At 59.6% G+C, this 16,626-nt stretch carries 14 protein-coding genes and 1 pseudogene; 5 read left to right on the top strand and 10 right to left on the bottom strand.

Annotation, left to right across the window (positions count from 1 at the left end):
- The first annotated feature begins 39 nt into the window (after positions 1-39).
- The 5 genes and pseudogenes from DOM57_RS08620 to DOM57_RS08600 all read left to right on the top strand — a co-directional run.
- Positions 40-705 carry a response regulator gene (locus tag DOM57_RS08620; protein WP_110648808.1) on the top strand — a complete coding sequence of 222 codons (666 nt, stop codon included), beginning with the start codon at positions 40-42 and terminating at the stop codon, positions 703-705.
- Positions 692-1,993, top strand: coding sequence for a sensor histidine kinase (locus DOM57_RS08615; protein WP_110648807.1), 1,302 nt, complete (start codon positions 692-694; stop codon positions 1,991-1,993). Before DOM57_RS08620 ends, DOM57_RS08615 begins: the two co-directional genes overlap by 14 nt.
- Positions 1,994-2,254: 261 nt before the next feature.
- Positions 2,255-4,201 (top strand): copper resistance system multicopper oxidase, encoded by a 1,947-nt coding sequence (locus DOM57_RS08610; RefSeq protein ID WP_110648806.1) that lies wholly within the window; start codon positions 2,255-2,257, stop codon positions 4,199-4,201.
- Positions 4,194-4,976: a copper resistance protein B gene (locus DOM57_RS08605; protein ID WP_110648805.1), complete on the top strand. Its 783-nt coding sequence runs from the start codon at positions 4,194-4,196 to the stop codon at positions 4,974-4,976. Before DOM57_RS08610 ends, DOM57_RS08605 begins: the two co-directional genes overlap by 8 nt.
- Before the next feature lie 179 nt (positions 4,977-5,155).
- Positions 5,156-5,455 (top strand): annotated as a pseudogene (locus tag DOM57_RS08600) (cytochrome b/b6 domain-containing protein); the annotation flags it as partial.
- A gap of 227 nt (positions 5,456-5,682) precedes the next feature.
- On the opposite strand, the gene egtD reads toward DOM57_RS08600, so the two are convergent.
- The 10 genes from egtD to DOM57_RS08550 form a co-directional block, all read right to left on the bottom strand.
- On the bottom strand, positions 5,683-6,660 hold the full coding sequence (egtD, locus tag DOM57_RS08595) for an L-histidine N(alpha)-methyltransferase (protein ID WP_110648803.1): 978 nt from the start codon (positions 6,658-6,660) through the stop codon (positions 5,683-5,685).
- Positions 6,657-7,964 (bottom strand): ergothioneine biosynthesis protein EgtB, encoded by a 1,308-nt coding sequence (egtB, locus tag DOM57_RS08590; RefSeq protein ID WP_110648802.1) that lies wholly within the window; start codon positions 7,962-7,964, stop codon positions 6,657-6,659. The genes egtD and egtB overlap by 4 nt, the downstream gene beginning before the upstream one ends.
- 63 nt (positions 7,965-8,027) lie before the next feature.
- The gene (locus DOM57_RS08585) at positions 8,028-9,437 is read right to left on the bottom strand and encodes an NADH-quinone oxidoreductase subunit N (protein ID WP_110648801.1); all 1,410 of its coding nucleotides are present in this window, start codon (positions 9,435-9,437) and stop codon (positions 8,028-8,030) included.
- A complete protein-coding gene (locus tag DOM57_RS08580) occupies positions 9,437-10,906 on the bottom strand; it encodes a complex I subunit 4 family protein (protein WP_275425967.1) in 1,470 nt (489 codons plus the stop codon). The genes DOM57_RS08585 and DOM57_RS08580 overlap by 1 nt, the downstream gene beginning before the upstream one ends.
- A gap of 14 nt (positions 10,907-10,920) precedes the next feature.
- Entirely contained in the window at positions 10,921-12,831 is a 1,911-nt protein-coding gene (locus DOM57_RS08575) for an NADH-quinone oxidoreductase subunit 5 family protein (RefSeq protein WP_110648800.1), read from the bottom strand.
- Complete coding sequence (gene nuoK / locus DOM57_RS08570; protein WP_110648799.1) at positions 12,831-13,136, bottom strand: NADH-quinone oxidoreductase subunit NuoK; 306 nt, start codon at positions 13,134-13,136, stop codon at positions 12,831-12,833. The genes DOM57_RS08575 and nuoK overlap by 1 nt, the downstream gene beginning before the upstream one ends.
- A 27-nt stretch (positions 13,137-13,163) precedes the next feature.
- Positions 13,164-13,787 (bottom strand): NADH-quinone oxidoreductase subunit J, encoded by a 624-nt coding sequence (locus DOM57_RS08565; RefSeq protein ID WP_110648798.1) that lies wholly within the window; start codon positions 13,785-13,787, stop codon positions 13,164-13,166.
- 8 nt (positions 13,788-13,795) lie between these two features.
- The gene (locus tag DOM57_RS08560) at positions 13,796-14,722 is read right to left on the bottom strand and encodes a complex I subunit 1 family protein (RefSeq protein WP_239496160.1); all 927 of its coding nucleotides are present in this window, start codon (positions 14,720-14,722) and stop codon (positions 13,796-13,798) included.
- Positions 14,719-16,038 carry an NADH-quinone oxidoreductase subunit D-related protein gene (locus tag DOM57_RS08555; protein WP_162619497.1) on the bottom strand — a complete coding sequence of 440 codons (1,320 nt, stop codon included), beginning with the start codon at positions 16,036-16,038 and terminating at the stop codon, positions 14,719-14,721. The genes DOM57_RS08560 and DOM57_RS08555 overlap by 4 nt, the downstream gene beginning before the upstream one ends.
- Positions 16,029-16,319 (bottom strand): NADH-quinone oxidoreductase subunit A, encoded by a 291-nt coding sequence (locus DOM57_RS08550; RefSeq protein WP_239496159.1) that lies wholly within the window; start codon positions 16,317-16,319, stop codon positions 16,029-16,031. The genes DOM57_RS08555 and DOM57_RS08550 overlap by 10 nt, the downstream gene beginning before the upstream one ends.
- Between the last annotated feature and the right edge of the window lie 307 nt (positions 16,320-16,626).

Raw genomic sequence — 16,626 nt, 5'->3', positions numbered from 1 at the left:
CTAACCTATCGAGCAAAATCCAACAGACCATTGAGAAAAATGAAAGTCCTACTCGTCGAGGATGACGAACTTCTGGCCGAGAGCCTTGCCGAGCTGCTGGACGACGCCGGCTACCGTACCGACATTGCGCCCAGTATGAAATCGGCAGCCGCGCTATCGGCTAGCGAGGACTACACGCTGGTGATTCTAGACCTTGGTCTACCAGACGGCGCGGGGGTAAGCCTACTTGCCGGTTGGCGGAGGGTTAAATGGTCGGTGCCGATACTGATTCTGACCGCGAGAGATAGCTGGATGGACAAGGTCGAGGGGCTTCGCGCTGGCGCAGACGACTACGTCACCAAGCCTTATCACGAACAAGAGTTGCTGGCCCGGTTGCAGGCGCTACTGCGCCGCCAAGCACATACTTTCTCAACCCTTCTGGAGGTCAACGATATTCGTCTCGACGAGGCACGCCAGCAGTTCAGTCTGGCACACCAGGAGTGGCAAACGTTGACCTCCACCGAATTTCGGCTGCTGCGCTATCTGATGCGCCACCCCGATCGCGTTCACTCCAAGCGCCACTTGCTCGACCAGCTCTACGCTCTCGAACAGGACGCTGCAGCGCCCAATCTCGTCGAAGTCTACATCGGCAGGTTACGTCACCGGCTCGGACGCGAGCGTATCGTGACTCGGCGCGGCGAGGGGTACATGCTTGTCTCGGCCTAACTGGCGAAGCCTGCGCCTGCGACTGCTGGGCAGCCTGGGCCTGGCCGCACTGGTGATGGTGGGCAGCACGTGGGTGCTGCATGGACTGCTGCTGAACCAGTTGGCGCGAAATTTTCTCGCTGATCGCCTGCAGCAGGAGTCCGAACTGGTCGTACGTCGTCTACGCATAGACGGGCCAGGAGCCTTATCACTGCCACCCGACGCTAGCCCCGCTGATACCTCTCACCATTTCTACCTGTTGCGTACCCAAAACCGTATTTACAGCACCTATGATGCGCTGAAGTCATTGCCGGTTCAGGAGTCAGCAGAAGGCGCCCAACTGGTGCGTTGGCGTGGTCATCACCTGTTGTTATGGCGGACTCGATTCTCTCTGGGTGGCGAACCGGCCACCCTGACGGCAGGGGAGGATTTTGCCGGTATCGAGCGAGGATTGACCAGACTGCACTGGTGGATCGGTGCGGCGGCCCTGGCACTGCTGCTAATGCTGGTGTTGCTCAACCTGTTTGCGGTCAACCGGGCCCTGCGCCCGTTCGGTCAGCTGTCCCGCCAGCTCATTGAGCTGCAACGCGGCGAACGCCGTCGTCTAGACATCAAGACCGTTTCCGAGCTGAAAGCTCCGATCGATCAACTCAATACGCTTCTCGACGAACATGAACGTCGTCAGCAGCGCTCACGGGAGTCACTCGCCAACTTGTCTCATGCCATCAGGACCCCCCTGACGGCAGTCATGCAGGCCCTGCGCTCGAAGCGGGCGCTGAATGAGACACGCCGAACGCGCATCCTCGAACGGCTCGATGATATCGACGAGAAGCTGGAGAGCGAGCTGCGCCACTCGCGTATCGCCGGCCAGTCTACCGGTCAGCAACATACCGGCATGGCAGAGGTAATCTCCCTGCTGGAAATGTTTCGCACCCTTTATCCCGACCGAGTCTTCGTTCTCGATGATACCGCCGTCGTTGATTTCCAGATGCCCCTGGAACGTCAGGACGGTATGGAGATGCTGGGTATCGTGCTCGACAACGCTGGAAAATGGGCGCGACAACGCGTCGAACTGACTCTGCTTGCCTCGCCGTGCCGCCTGAGACTCGAGGATGATGGCCCAGGTGTACCCGACGCCATGCTAGAGCGGCTAGGGCAGCGCGGTGTGAGGCTCGATGAACAGTACCGTGGGCATGGCCTAGGGCTCTCCATTCTGGCACAGCTCGCCGACCGTTACGGCGCTCGTGTGACCTATGACCGGTCACGGCTGGGCGGGCTGCGTGTCGAAATCACTCTGACCTCTTCCTAAAACACACTGCCGATATCTTCTCAGGCGGCATTTCCTTTCAGCGTATTTTCAGGCTGCCGGAGTCTACTGACTACCCATGATTGCCAAGGCTCAGAACGGTGGTCATGTCACATTAGATCGTCCCCGGCTATCGTTCGCCGTCGACAGACTCGGTTTATTCCAGGCCGGGAGAAAGCAAAAGATCGTGCTGAATCAAGTGCTGGTCACACGCCCCTAGAATTTCGGATAGGCACGCCATTGGAACTTCAGGAAAGGAACGTCATGAAACATCGCTCGATCGATGGCGATCGTCGCCGTCTTCTGATCGCGCTAGCGGGCACCGGTGCGCTGGCAGGGCTGGAGTCGTTGCTACCGAGCTACGCGCGGGGCGACGCCCTCTCGCCCCGAAGTGGAATCGCCGCTCAAGTGGTGGGCGGCCAACCCCGCCCAGTCTTGCTGGATTTCGACGTACGTCGTGAACGGGTAGACATTGCCGGTGGCCACGGTAGCGGCATCACCATCAATCATTCGATCCCTGCGCCGCTAATCGAACTGTGGGAGGGACAAGGGGCGCGCCTGCGTATCCACAACCACCTCGATCAGGATACCTCTATCCACTGGCACGGTTTGATGCTGCCATTCGAGATGGACGGTGTGCCAGGCGTTTCATTTCCCGGCATCGCACCCGGCGATAGCTTCGAAGCGATATTCCCCGTGCGGCAGAGCGGTACCTATTGGTATCACAGTCACTCCGGCTTGCAGGAGCAGATCGGGCTGACTGGCCCGCTTGTCATTCATCCCGCGACACCACACCGAGTACAGACCGATCGTGAATACGTGATCATGCTCAACGACTGGACCTTTGAAGACCCGGATCGGGTGATGGCACGGTTGAAAAGCCAGAGCGATTATTACAACTACAACGAACGCACGGCAGGCGATTTCTTCGAGGCCGTGGAGAAGGATGGCTGGATGTCGACGCTCCGGGATCGGCTCGCATGGAATAACATGCGTATGAGCCCTAATGATATCGCCGACATCACAGGATCAACCTATACCTACCTGATGAACGGCCGCCACTCGGCGGTGGGATGGGAAGGACTATTCCAGCCAGGAGAGCGCATACGACTGCGGGTCATCAATGCCTCGGCCATGACCTACTTCAACTTCCGTATTCCCGGCCTGTCGATGACAGTGGTTGGCGCCGACGGCCAGGAAGTGGAGCCGGTAGAGACCGATGAGTTCCAAATCGGTGTCGCGGAAACCTTTGACGTCGTGGTCGAACCCCAAGCCGGCACCGCCTATACGCTGATGGCGGAATCCATGGATCGCAGCGGCTACGCGCGAGGCACCTTGGCGCCTCGCGCCGGCATGCGGGCGGCGGTACCGGCATTGAGAGAACCACCCCAACGCACCATGATCGACATGGGTATGAACATGACGGACGGCGCCATGGGCGGCATGGCCGCCGGTACCATGACCGGTATGGACCATGGAGAGGGAGAGAACAGTGCCATGGGCGGCATGAACGATAGCGGCATGTCGGGTATGAGTCATGGCAAAGGGGGACAAAGTGGCATGGGCGGCATGAACGATGGTGCCATGTCGGGTATGAACCACGGCGGAGGGGGACATGACGCCATGGCCGGGATGGCTGGCATGGGTGTCGGCGATCCCGGGCCAGTCGTGGCACGCCATGAACCCGGCGGTCATGGTCCCGGCAACCTCAACGTGGCCGAGGTGCAACGCGACCGGCTCGGTGAGCGGGGCACCGGGCTCGAGGCTGTCGATCATCGCGTACTCACCTACAGCCAGTTGCGCAACGTTAAGCCGATGCGCGACCGACGCCCGCCGTCGCGGACGATCGAGCTACACCTGACCGGCAATATGGAGCGCTACATATGGTCGTTCGACGGCGTGAAATACTCTGACGCCGCGCCGATCGACATCGTGCTGGGTGACCGCATTCGCCTGATCCTGGTCAACGACACCATGATGGAGCATCCCATCCACCTGCACGGCATGTTCATGGAGCTGGAGAACGACCAAGGGGATTACCTGCCATTCAAGCATACAATTAGCGTGCTACCGGCTTCGCGTGCATCTCTGTTAATCACCGTCGATGAGCCAGGGCGTTGGGCCTTCCACTGCCATATGCTTTACCACATGGAAGCCGGGATGTTCCGGGTGGTACGGGTAGCCCCGGCGGAGGCGTTCGATCATGTTTAACGGCAAAATCACGTACCGTGGCGCATTTCTGATCACCGCCCTCTGGTTGCCCGCCATCGCCGTCGCCGACGATCACGGTCGTGCCAACGTGGACGAGGTCATCCCCGACGGATCCCTGAATGAACGTAGCGGCTCTCCCACTGAGTGGAACGAGCCGATACATGACGACGCGCTATTCAGCCAAATAATGATTGATCGGCTCGAATACCGTGACAGTAACGGTGCACCCAATGCGTGGTTATGGGATGCACAAGGCTGGATCGGCAACGACACTAACCGGTTCTGGTGGAAAAGCGAGGGCGATGGCCCAGTCGACGGTGGCAGCCCCGAAAATAGCGACCTCCAACTGCTCTACAGCCGCCTGGTTTCGCCGTTCTGGAACTTGCAGGCTGGCGTACGCCAGAGCTTCAATCCGGATCCCGACCGACGCTTTGCGGTCGTGGGCTTTCAGGGTCTGGCGCCGCTGATGGTGGAAACCGACACCGCTCTATACGTCAGTGACGAGGGTGATGTCAGCGCAAGCGCCGAGTTCGAATACGAAATGAGACTCACCCAACGACTGATCCTGCAGCCACGGCTGGAACTCTCCGCGTCGTTCCAGGATGTGCCTGAGTACGACCTTGACCGCGGTATCAACAGTAGCGAGCTCGGCCTGCGATTGAGCTACGACCTGATGCGCGAATTTAGCCCCTACGTAGGGATCAGTCATGAACGCAACTACGATGAAAATGAATCGACAACGGCAATGGTCGTGGGTTTGCGCGCCTGGTACTGAGCGTCAAATCACGCGAATGAACGAGGATCATAATGGCATCGTTACCATGGAAGGACACACCAACGCACTACGGCCGGACCAGCCGCTGGCTACACTGGAGAATCGGCGCTCTGCTGATTTGGCAACTCGGCGGCATGACAGCCAAGGTGCTATAGGGGCATGCACCATGGGTACAGGCTTGGCTTTCTACCCATCGGCCGCTGGGAACGTTGCTGTTGGGGCTGATCGCGCTTCGCGCACTCTGGGCGCTGATCAATCTGCCTCGCCGCCCCGCCTATGCCGGCAAACTGGGAAGAATAGCGGCTTTTTCTTATCTACTACTCTATCTGCTGATACTGGGAATACCCGCCCTCGGGCTCTACATGACTTGGCTCGGCGGCCAGCCCTTCACGCCGCTGGGCATTCCGCTATTCGACGGTGGCAGCGCCAACAGCAAGCGCATGATGTTCGCTCGCCAGTGGCATGGCTGGCTGGGCTGAACCCTGCTAACGCTGATTATCGTTCATGCCGGTATGGCACTGCTTTGGCACGGCCTGATACGCCGTGACGGCATAATCCGCCGAATGACCGGGCCCCGGCGCCACTGATATTTGTTCAACCCAAGGCGCCGAGGGCTGTCAGGCAGCAGCGATGGGGTTGTGCAGTATCCGCACTAAACCAACCAATGCTACTTTTGTGATTTTTGAGCGGTTAAGAGAGATAGTATCTATCTCTCTAGATAATGAACACTAAACAGAGCGGCGTCATCGACCCACTCAGCTCTAGCTTGAAAGCCCGCACGTCCAGCTAAAGCCTGGAATCCCTCGATCGTGTATTTATAGGAATTCTCGGTATGCAGGGTCTCTCCCGCCTCGAAGCGGAAGACCTCGCCGGCCACCTCGATCTCCTGGATAATATCGCTGACCAGGTGCATCTCGATACGCGACTGTGCTTCGTTGTAGAACGCCAGATGCGAAAAGCGTTTCGGATCGAGATCGGCCTCGAATTCGCTGCGCAGCCGCTCGAGCAGATTGAGGTTGAAGGCGGCCGTTACCCCCGCTACATCATTGTAGGCGGCGTTGATGATTGTGTTGTCCTTGACCAGGTCGACGCCGACCAGCAGGCCACTGCCCGCAGGCAGCAATGAGTGCAGGCCCTGTAGAAATGACTCCGCTTCCTGCGGTGTGAAGTTGCCGATGCTCGAGCCGGGAAAGAACGCTACCGGATGATCACACGCCATTCCTTCGGGCATCGTCATGCGCCGAGAAAAGTCGGCACAGGCGGCATGAACCTCCAGCCAGGGATAGTCGGCGGCGAGACGGCGTGTGCTATTCAGCAGGAAATCACGGGAAATATCGATGCCCAGATAGCTCGTCGGTCGCACCGCCTCGAGCAACAAGCGAACCTTGCGGCTCGCTCCGCTACCCAGCTCGATCAGTGTGGCGTCCCGCCCCACCACATTGGCGATGTCATCGGCGGCATCGCACAGGATCGCTTCTTCCGTGCGTGTGGGATAATACTCCGGCTGTACGCAGATCTGGTCGAACAGCTCCGAACCGCGCAGATCATAGAAGAACTTGGGCGATGCCGTCTTGGGCGTCGACCTCAGGCCTTGAAGCAGCTCGTCTCGTAGCGACATCGAGGCAACCGGAGGCTGTTGATCGTAGAAGTGCACGGCCGTTGCCGTGTTCGACATCATGGTCATGCTCGTGCCTCCCGTGCCAGACGGAATCCCGAGAATGCCCAGCGGGCATGTGGGGGAAAGAAGTTTCGATAGGTTGAACGGATATGGTCTTTCGGCGTGGCGCAACAGCCGCCACGCAGGACCATCTGCCCCGACATGAACTTGCCGTTGTACTCGCCCAAGCTCCCTGGCAACTTTTTGAACCCCGGATAAGGCCGATAGGCGCTGCCGGTCCACTCCCAGACATCACCGAACATCTGTTCTGGCACTTCCGTGGACGGTGTAGCCGCGACCGGATGCAGGTGGTCCTGCTCGACGAAGTTACCCTGCATGGGTACATCACGAGCTACCGTTTCCCACTCGGCTTCGGTCGGCAAGCGTGCACCGGCCCACTGGGCATAGGCGTCGGCTTCAAAGAAGCTGACGTGGCAGACAGGCGCATTCAGATCGACCGGCACCAGGCCGCCCAGCGTAAAGTGATGCCAGATGCCATCTCGCTCGACCCAATAGAGCGGTGACTTCCACCCCTCGGTCTTGACCGTGGCCCAGCCGTCCGCCAACCAATGATCGGGCCTGTCGTATCCTCCCGCCTGCATGAACGCGAGGAACTCGCCATTGGTCACCGGGCGGTCGGTGATCTGGAAGGCTTCGACGAACTGACGGTGTCGCCCCATCTCGTTGTCGTAGGCAAAACCCTTCTCGGCTTCATCATGCCCAATCAGCCGAACCCCGGCGGGATAGCCATGCCACCGAAGCTCGCCGGCCTCAAGTGCGGACGGCGGCGCCAGGTCGTCTCGGTAGACGGGGCCGAGCGGGTTCTGGGCCAGAATATGCTTGATATCCATGAACAGCAGCTCCTGGTGCTGCTGCTCGTGAGGGAGTCCCAGTTCGACACGCCGGAGGATCTCCGGCAGGTGTTCCTGCGGTGGGTCGTTGAGTAGTTCTTCCATCGCACGGTCAATATGCGCGCGATAGCGATAGACGTCGTCAACGGTAGGTCGTGAAATCATGCCGCGGTCGGAACGCGGAAACGGCGTACCGTGGGTCTCGTAATAGGAGTTGAAAAGGTAGTCGTACGCGGGATCGAGAGTCTGATAAGCGGGATGAAAAGGCTCAAGGATAAACGCTTCGAAGAACCAGCTGACATGGGCGAGATGCCACTTGGGCGGACTGACGTCCGACATGCTCTGCACCATGTAGTCTTCCTTGTGCAGCGGCGCGCAGATCATTTCGGTGGCGGCACGGACCCGCTGATAGGCGCGTAGCCATTCTTTCGCGTGGATGCTATCGGGCGTTTCGATAGCCAAATCTTGAGCAGGTGACATAAGTGATTCCCTCCTGAGTACAACTCCATGAATGGCTAACAGGCATACTCGGCCTGCTAGCCGCTACATCGCGAATCCGATGGCACTTGTATATTCGACCAGGACTTCCGCCCCCAAGCCAATAGCCAGGATCAATAGGCCGGCAATGACCATCGTGATCCTCGTCCATTGGCCTGGCAGCACATGAACGACGGGCCTGGAATTGGCGAACATCATTGAGGCAACGATGCGCAGATAATAAAACAGCGAGACGACGGTATTGGCGGCGGCCGCGAATGCCAGCCAGGCGTATCCTCCTTCGAGCGTGACCTTGAATAGCATCAGCTTGCCGAAAAATCCGACAAGAGGTGGGATACCGACCAAAGATAGCAGCGACATGATCAGAACCAGGGTGGCGATCGGTGCGTTTTTCACCAAACCTTGGTAATCCGCTAGTGCGGTGCGCCCTCTTAGGTATGTGACCACAGCGAAGGCCGCGAGATTGGCAATGGCGTAGCTCGCGAGAAACAACACCAATGCGGGCAAAGCCTGATCGCCAACGCCCATTACCACGATCGCCATCAGGGCATATCCGGACTGGGAGACCGATGACCAGCCCAGCAGGCGCCGCACGTCTGTCTGCCGCAGTGCAGCCACATTGCCCAGCGTCATGGTCGTGACAGAGATCACAGCGACAATCGCTCGCCAGGCGACGTCTGGCGGTAGCAGGGACACAAAGCGCGCCAACGCGACGGCGGCGCCAATTTTGGGGATCACGGTCAGAAAGGCAGCTGCCGGGGCCGGTGAGCCCTGGGCGACATCGGGCATCCAGGCATGGGCCGGGAAAGCTGCCAGCTTGAAAGTCAGGCCCAGCACGATACAAGCGGTGGCGATGGTCAGTGCCAGGCTGTCACTTCCTCCAGCCAGCCCCTGGGCGACTTCCGTATAGCCGGTATTGCCGGTCAGGCCGAACACCACCACCACACCGATCGTCAGCAAGGCATTGGTAAGAGCGCCGATCAGAAAATACTTCATGCCGGCTTCCAGAGCAGGCGCCCAGCCACGGTGGTAGGCAGCCAATGGGTAACTGGCCACCGAGGACAACAGCACGCCCAGCACCAACTCCATGGTATCGCTGGCTGACGCCATCATGACGACGCCCAGCAGGGCGAACAGGAGCAATGCGTAGTACTCACCATGTCGGCGATCGGTCTGCATCCATTCAGGCGACATCGCGACGACAAGCGCCCCGGCGATCAGCACCACCAGCTTGCTGGAGATCGCCATACCATCCAGCGCCCAGACCCCGGAGAACGTCAGCTGCGGCGGTCCATCCCACTGCGCAAGAGTCAGCCCCGCACCAAGGGCAATTGTCAGCAGGGCCAGAACGGCTGCCCAGTGATGCTGTTGCTGCCGAGTAAAGGTAGCGAACAGAACAATAATCACGGCGCCAAGCGTCAGACTGATTTCCGGCAGTACGTCACCGATAGGCATCAGTGGCCTCCCACCAACAGCGTCGCGGAGGCTTCTATCAACGTCAGCAGGAACTGCGGTGCGACGCCGATGACCACGAAACCTGCCGACAGCACGGCGAGCACTCCCCACTCTGTGGCATGCAGATCCTCGAACTGGTCCCAGCGTTGAGGCATCGTTCCAAAGAACAATTTCTGCAGCATCTGTAAAAACAAGGCAGCCGTGACCAGAATGCCCAGCACGCCAATGACGGCGAGCCAGGGATAGACGCCAAAGGTACCGACAAAGATATGGAATTCCGCCACAAAGCCGGCCAGGCCAGGAAGGCCTAGACTGGCAAACGACGCGAGCACGGCAAACGCGGTCAGCAGCGGGGCCTGCCGGAGCAGCCCCCCATAACTGTCCAGATCGTACTCCTCGGTGCGCTGCCAGAACGAGCCACAGATCAGGAACAGCGCCCCGGTAATCAGGCCGTGCGCCACCATTTGCACCGTGGCCCCTACCAGAGCCAACTCACGAGCGTATCCCGCCTCCTGAACCAATGCGCCAGCCACCGCAATCCCGAGCACCGTATAGCCCATGTGATTGATCGAGGTGTAGGCAATACGTCGCTTCAAATTCTTCTGGCCGAGTGCCACGAAGGCGCCATAGAGAATGGATACGACAGCCAAAAGCGCGATGATCAGGGCATAACGGGAGAACGTCTCTGCCATCATCGAAAACGGAATGCGGATGATCCCGTAAGTGCCCATCTTGAGCAGCACTCCGGCAAGGATCGCCGAGGCCGGACCCGGGGCATCGACATGCGCTTGCGGCAGCCACGTATGGACGGGCACGACCGGCGTCTTGATGGCGAAGCCAAGCATCAGGGCGAGGAACACCAGACCGCCAGTGACTCCCGCCCCCGCGAGTGGCTGCTGTTCGATCAGCACACGCATGTCAAAGGTATGCGGTTCGACCGATAGATAAAGCCCGATGATCGCCAACAGCAGCAGCAGCGAGCCGCAGAAGGTGTAAAGAAAGAACTTGAATGCGGCTAGCTGAGCCTGGCCGTGCCCCCATCGACCGATCAGGAAAAACATTCCCACTAGACTCAAATCGAAAAAGACATAGAAGAGCAGCAAGTCCAACGCCAGAAAGACCCCGAGTGACACGGACTGCAGAAAAAGCATCCAGGCATAGTACTGCCGAGGCTGGTTCTGGGTGTTGACGGGGTAAGCGATACTGGCAGCGAAGACAACTGCGCTCATCGTCGCCACGGCCAGCGCAATGCCATCCACGCCCAACCTGTACCCCATACCCAGGCTGGGGACCCAGGGCACCTCCTCGACGAACTGGAAGAGAGCACCTTGCAGGTCGAACTGTAGCCACACCCAGGCCAGTAACAATACGGGTAACACCGAGACCACGATGGCAAACAGGCGAGCCGTGGCCTCGGTCCAACGGCATGAAATAGCGAGTACGAGAGCCCCCAGCATGGGGAGTCCCAAGGCTGCAGTGAGAATCAAAGGAGCGCTCCTATGCCCAGGATTATCAGGATCGCGGCGAGTCCTGCCGCGATGCCGGTGTAGTAATGATGCGTTTGGCCGGTGTGGGCCTGGCGCGCCGATTGACCCACCCAGTCGATACCTTTCGCCAGCTGGCTCGTCGCGCCATCGAGCACACCTTCGCCACGACGATCGCCCATTTTGGCCAGCCATGCTCCGAAACGGGCACTGGCTTGGATACCCGCATCCACCACGCGATCATCGAAGCGCGCGAGGCCATGGCTGAACGCCATCATTGCGCCCACACCACGTTCGGCCAACGTCGGCAGGCCGAACCAGTCCGCCAACTCGGTACGCCTGGCACTTTGTCGACCTGAGTCTGATACCTCACGACGTACCGCCCAGACACCCAGGACAATGCCCGACGCCACCAACAGTAGCGATACGATCAGTTCCCATGGCTTGGATCGGGGAAGATCGACTGATAAGAGATCAGCAAGACGGGTTCCGACACCAGGCCACCAGAGTAATGACAGCACCAGCGTGGCTGCCGATAACAGATAAAGCGCGATGGCTTCCATCCGGGTATGACCTGGCTGGGATGGCGCAGTGCTCGTACCGCCATGCGGGCCACGCCCGAACGCCAACAGTTGAAAGCGTGTCGCATACAGGGCGCTGAGCCCGCCCGCGATGGCGGCGACCACGGCCAGCCAGGACGCCTGATGGCCAGCGGCAGTGATGATCTCCTCCTTACTCCAGGCCGCACTCAGCGGGACGACCCCTGCCAGTGCCAGACTGGCCACAAGGGTGGCTACCGCGATACCCGGAAGCAGACGCCCGAGGCGCATCGCAGTTAGCGAGTAGCTGCCGACATGGCGTTCGGCGATGCCGGCTGCCAGGAACAGGGCAGCTTTCATGAACGCATGCGTGACGAAGTGCACCAGGGCAACACCGGGAAAGCCTGCCCCCACCGCCAACCACATCAAGCCATACTGGGCCGATGTCGAAGCCGCCAGAAGCTTCTTGGCATGCCCCTGAAGATAGGCCACGGCACCCCCTGCCAGGGCAGTGGCCAGGCCTAACGCGATCGCGACCGGCCCAAACCAGGCAACGGCGGACATCTCTGCATGGAGTCTGATGACCAGATAGATGCCCGCCGCGACCATGGTCGCCGCATGCAGCAATGCCGATACCGGCGTTGGCCCCGACATGGCGGCAAATAGCCACGGAGAGAATGGAACCTGGGCGGACTTTGCGGCCGCCGCCAACACCGCGCCGGCAACGAATACGTTCAGCAGCCATCCATCGAGTTGGGTCAGGTCAGCAAAGGCAAACGAGCCGGTGCCGGCATAAGCTGCCGCTGCAGCAATATAGAGCCCCAGGTCCCCGAAACGCGTCACCAGAAACGCGCAAGCGGCATCCCGAAGATTGCCGGTCTTCTGCCAATCATGGGAAATCAGTGCCCATGAACAGGCACCTACCAACTCCCACGCGATCAGCAGGGTCACCAGATCCTCAGCCAGTACCAACAGTTCCATCGCCCCGATAAAAGCCGTCAGCAGGGCGATCAACCTGGCAGGAGCCTGCCCTGTCGTTGCGCCATCACCGCCAGGTTCCGATTCGTGGTAAGTGCTGTAAAGAACGATCAGCGCGGCGATCAGCGGCACGACGATAGCAAACACCGCACTGACTGGCGTCACCCCGATCAGCAGGACGATCTGTGAACTCCAGCGGTAAGCCCCACTCCAGTCACCCAGAATCGCGAGACCAGCGAGCATCAGGGTGACGATCGCGACGCCTACCCCCGCCAGGCCCAACACGGCACGGCCGCTATTCTTGCCAAACCAGTGTTTATCGAACCCGTGCTTGCCAAGCCAATACATGACGGGAGCAGCCAGTAGCGGCAGCAGAGCTATCGACCACAACATCAGTGCTTCAACCCGGTCAGTGATTCGGTCGTGTCGGCCTGCTTACCGCGGAAGACCGCTACCACCAAAGCAAAGCCCATGGTCATCTCGATAGCCATCACTGCCATGACGATGATCGTCAGCAGTTGCCCTTCCGGCGCGCCGGCCCCGCTAAAGGCCCAGAACGCCACGGCAGCCAGCATGACGCCATTGAGGATCAGCTCAAGACCCATCATCAGCATCACGAATGACTGCTGGGAAAGCGCGCCATAAATGCCGATGCCGATCAGTGCCGCTGCCAATAGCAAAAGTGTCGCCAGTGTCATTCAAGCCTCCTTGCCTGTCTGCATAGGTCAGTGGTGATGGTGGTGATGACCGCCATCCTCGCCATCTTCGTCCTCTTCGGGCTTGCCCGCCGGATCGCCGCCCGACTCCAGCCCCGGTGGTAGCGAGCCCTCCGTGGCCGCGCCGTAGCGTCCACGGTGACTCGACAACACCACCACGCCGATCATGGTGGTAAGCAGCACGAGGCCCGCCGACTCGAAGATCAGCATCGAATCACCTAGCATTTCGTTGCCGAGTGACCTTACCGGGTCGAGGCCGGCCGACACCGGCCGGTCGGGAAAGACAGCCAACAGTGCCATGGCACTCAGCACCAGGAAGCTGACCACCCCTGCCCCGATCGAGATTCGCTCCTGATGGACCATGTTCATCGGATTCAGACCGGCTGGATTCATCATGAACATGACCATGAATAGCGCCATGACCGTCATCTCGACGGCCATCATGAAGAACATCGCCACGCCCAGATATTCCGCCGCTAGCAGAATCATGATCACACCCACGGCGATGAACGACACCAGCAGGAAAAAGGAGGCTCGCACCATCGAATCGGTACGAAACACTCGCCAAGCGGTTACCACTGCCAGCGTGGCCAACAGCAGAAATGCGATATCAACGCCGATACCGTGACTCATGCTCTCTATCACAACAACGCTCCTACACCGGCCCATACCAGATCGATAAACGACAGCGGCAGCAAAATGACCCACATCAAGGTGACGCAGCGCTCCGGCGCCAGGCGCGGCAGCAATCGGCCAAGCAATAACAGCACGAGCAACACTGCCAGCATCTTTATGGCCACCCATAGTGGCCCAGGCAACCAGGGCCCCAGCCAACCGCCCAGAAAGGCGCTCGTTGCCACGCCGCTGAAAGCCACCAGCATTGCGGCACGCGCCACATCCCAGACCAGCCGCGGTGGCCCGGATATCTCAGCGGCCGTGCCGCCAGCCAGATCTGCCGAATCGGCCAGGTTGAGCGGCCCCCAGAAGGTCATGCCTAGGCCGACGATAAGAAACAGCGGTAATCCCAGCGGCTGGCGGATGACATTCCACAGTTCTTCTTGCGAGGCGACTACCTGGGTGAACTGCAGCGACTCGGCCGGCAATGCCACGCCGATCAGCACGAACATGCTGATCAGAATGTAGGAAAGCCCTAGTGCCACATAACGGTAGCCGCCGATCAAAGCGAATAGCGCATTGGCCGACCAGCCATGCAGGAAGATGACCACGGTCGCCAGTGCTTCCACGCTGCCCCACAGCACCACGCTGGTGACCAGGTCAGTAGCGACCAGCGACCCCGACCATGGCACGACGGCCAGCCCGATGGCGGCCAAAGAAAGATAAAGCGCCGGAGCCAGTCGCCAAGCCCGCCAGTCCGGGGCTTCGGTGGCATTGGCGTGCTGGGTCATCAACCAGGCCCCTCGCGCCAAGGGGGCAATCCAGACACTGCCGGTCTGAGGCGTGCCAAGCGCACCGGCAATGACACGGTCGAGTACCGCAACCGTGTAAGCGCCTGCAGCCAGCATGAAAAACACCATAAGCACCGGCAGGACCAGCTCCTCGACGATCATGCAGGGCCCCCTTCATCGTCCGAAAGTTCCGTTATCGGAGACTCGCCGGTCGTTTGCGTGTCGAGCGGTGCTTCAGCGACGGCTGCTACATCCAGGCTGGCGATGGTAGCCAGTGCATCGCCCCACTCCTGGCCCGGTAATATCTCATCAAGGAGTGCACTCGCATCCTCTGGCCGCTTCTCGAGCCAAGGGCCACGCGGAGTCTCGATGCGATCTACCTCACTCGTAGACACATCATCCCGCTCGGCCTGGCGAGCCAGCTGGAGTGACTGATCGATTTCTGCAAGAACCTGCCGCCAGCGAGCACGAGTATCCCCACTGGCCTGGCACACAGGTGAGAACCCCAGCCGTCGATAGCCGGCATCGTCTGAGCGCAGATCCTCGTCCAATCCGGCAGCCCGAGCAGCTGGACCACCGATTCTGCGAGCCTGCTCGGGACCGAGCTCACCGCCTTTTATCGCAGCCAGGCGAAAGAAGCCGCTACGCGATAAATAACGACGCAGCCCATCCAACGTGCTTGTCGTCGACAGGTTATTCGCCAAGCGCAAGGCGCTCAGGCTGGCACTTTCCAGCCCGGCAAGATGTAACGCATGGAACAAGCGATACAAGTGATGGCGGGCCCGGGCAAGCTCGAGCGCGGCGATGGGGACCAGTCGTTTCCGGGCGGCGAAAAACACCGGATCAAGGCTCTGTGGATACGGCGCACGCTGAGTCTTCCATGTCTGAACGAGGTCGCCCTGCAACGTGATTTCTGCCGCCATGCCCGGCGGAAACGCGAAAAAGAACGGCCCAAGCCGGAATGTCAACGAATCCAGCGTCAGCCCGTCGCGAATATCATCCTCCATATTCATCGCCATGGGCCGCCCGTAGGGCACGCCACCCATCATGCCTTCGCCCCCCTGACCGAAATCGCCCGCGCCCTCCCAGGGGTTGGGCGGCTTATCCAACAAGATTCTGGGCGAGCTTTCGCGGCGGCCTTCCATCAGTTCGTGATACGCCGTGACCAGAGCCGCCGGCAAAACATCCAGATCATCAATACGAGTCACGTTTTCCAGGTGAGGCCAAGGTTCGCAACGGAACCACAAAGTCGTGAAGGGATATGGCAATTGATCATGCACACGGCGCAAAGGTTCGAACCGATCAGCCGGGATTTCTCCTGCCACCAGCAGCACACTGGCATGGCGCGGTGAGTCGACCAGCTCGATGTCTGGCGACAATGTGAGATGTCGCAGTGCCTTATCCCCCTGCACACCTAACACGGGGAACACGGGAACACTCCTGCGCGAGGCAAGATTGCGTAGCCAGTTCACTGCCACTTGAACACTCCTTCACGCCAGGCATAGACGATACCCACTGACAGGATGGCCAGGAACATGCCCATTTCCATCATCGCCTTCATGCCCTTCTCGACGAAGACCACTGCCCACGGGTACATGAACATCATCTCCATCTCGAAGGCGATCAGCAGCAGCGTCATGGGGTAATAGCGAATGTGGTAGCGGCTCCAGGCATGACTGTCTGGCGTACCCCCGCCCAGAAACGGTGCCCGCTGAGACCACGGAGGCTTCGTCTGGCGGCGCATAGGCAAACACTGCATCAGTATCCCAGCGCCCAGGCTGAATATGAGAATGACAAAGAGTGTCATTAATGCCATGTGCGTCCTCGCATTGCTGTACAAACAACGACTAGCTTTGACCACGCGAAGCACCGGAAAGCCGGTTAACACCAACAGTTGCCCGATATGGAAAACCGGAAAGCGACTTCCTAAACGCTAGCCTGATTTTCTGAATTCAAGCTGAACGACTCGAAGTTATTTGATAAATGATACTTGGCTGCTATCCATAAAATGCCCAATCCAAACGCGACTTGGACCCAGCAAATCGAGTCCAAGTTACAGAGCATCT

The organism is Salinicola peritrichatus (genome assembly GCF_003206715.1).
Taxonomy (GTDB): Bacteria; Pseudomonadota; Gammaproteobacteria; order Pseudomonadales; family Halomonadaceae; genus Salinicola; species Salinicola peritrichatus.
This window is presented reverse-complemented; position numbering and strand designations above follow the sequence as displayed.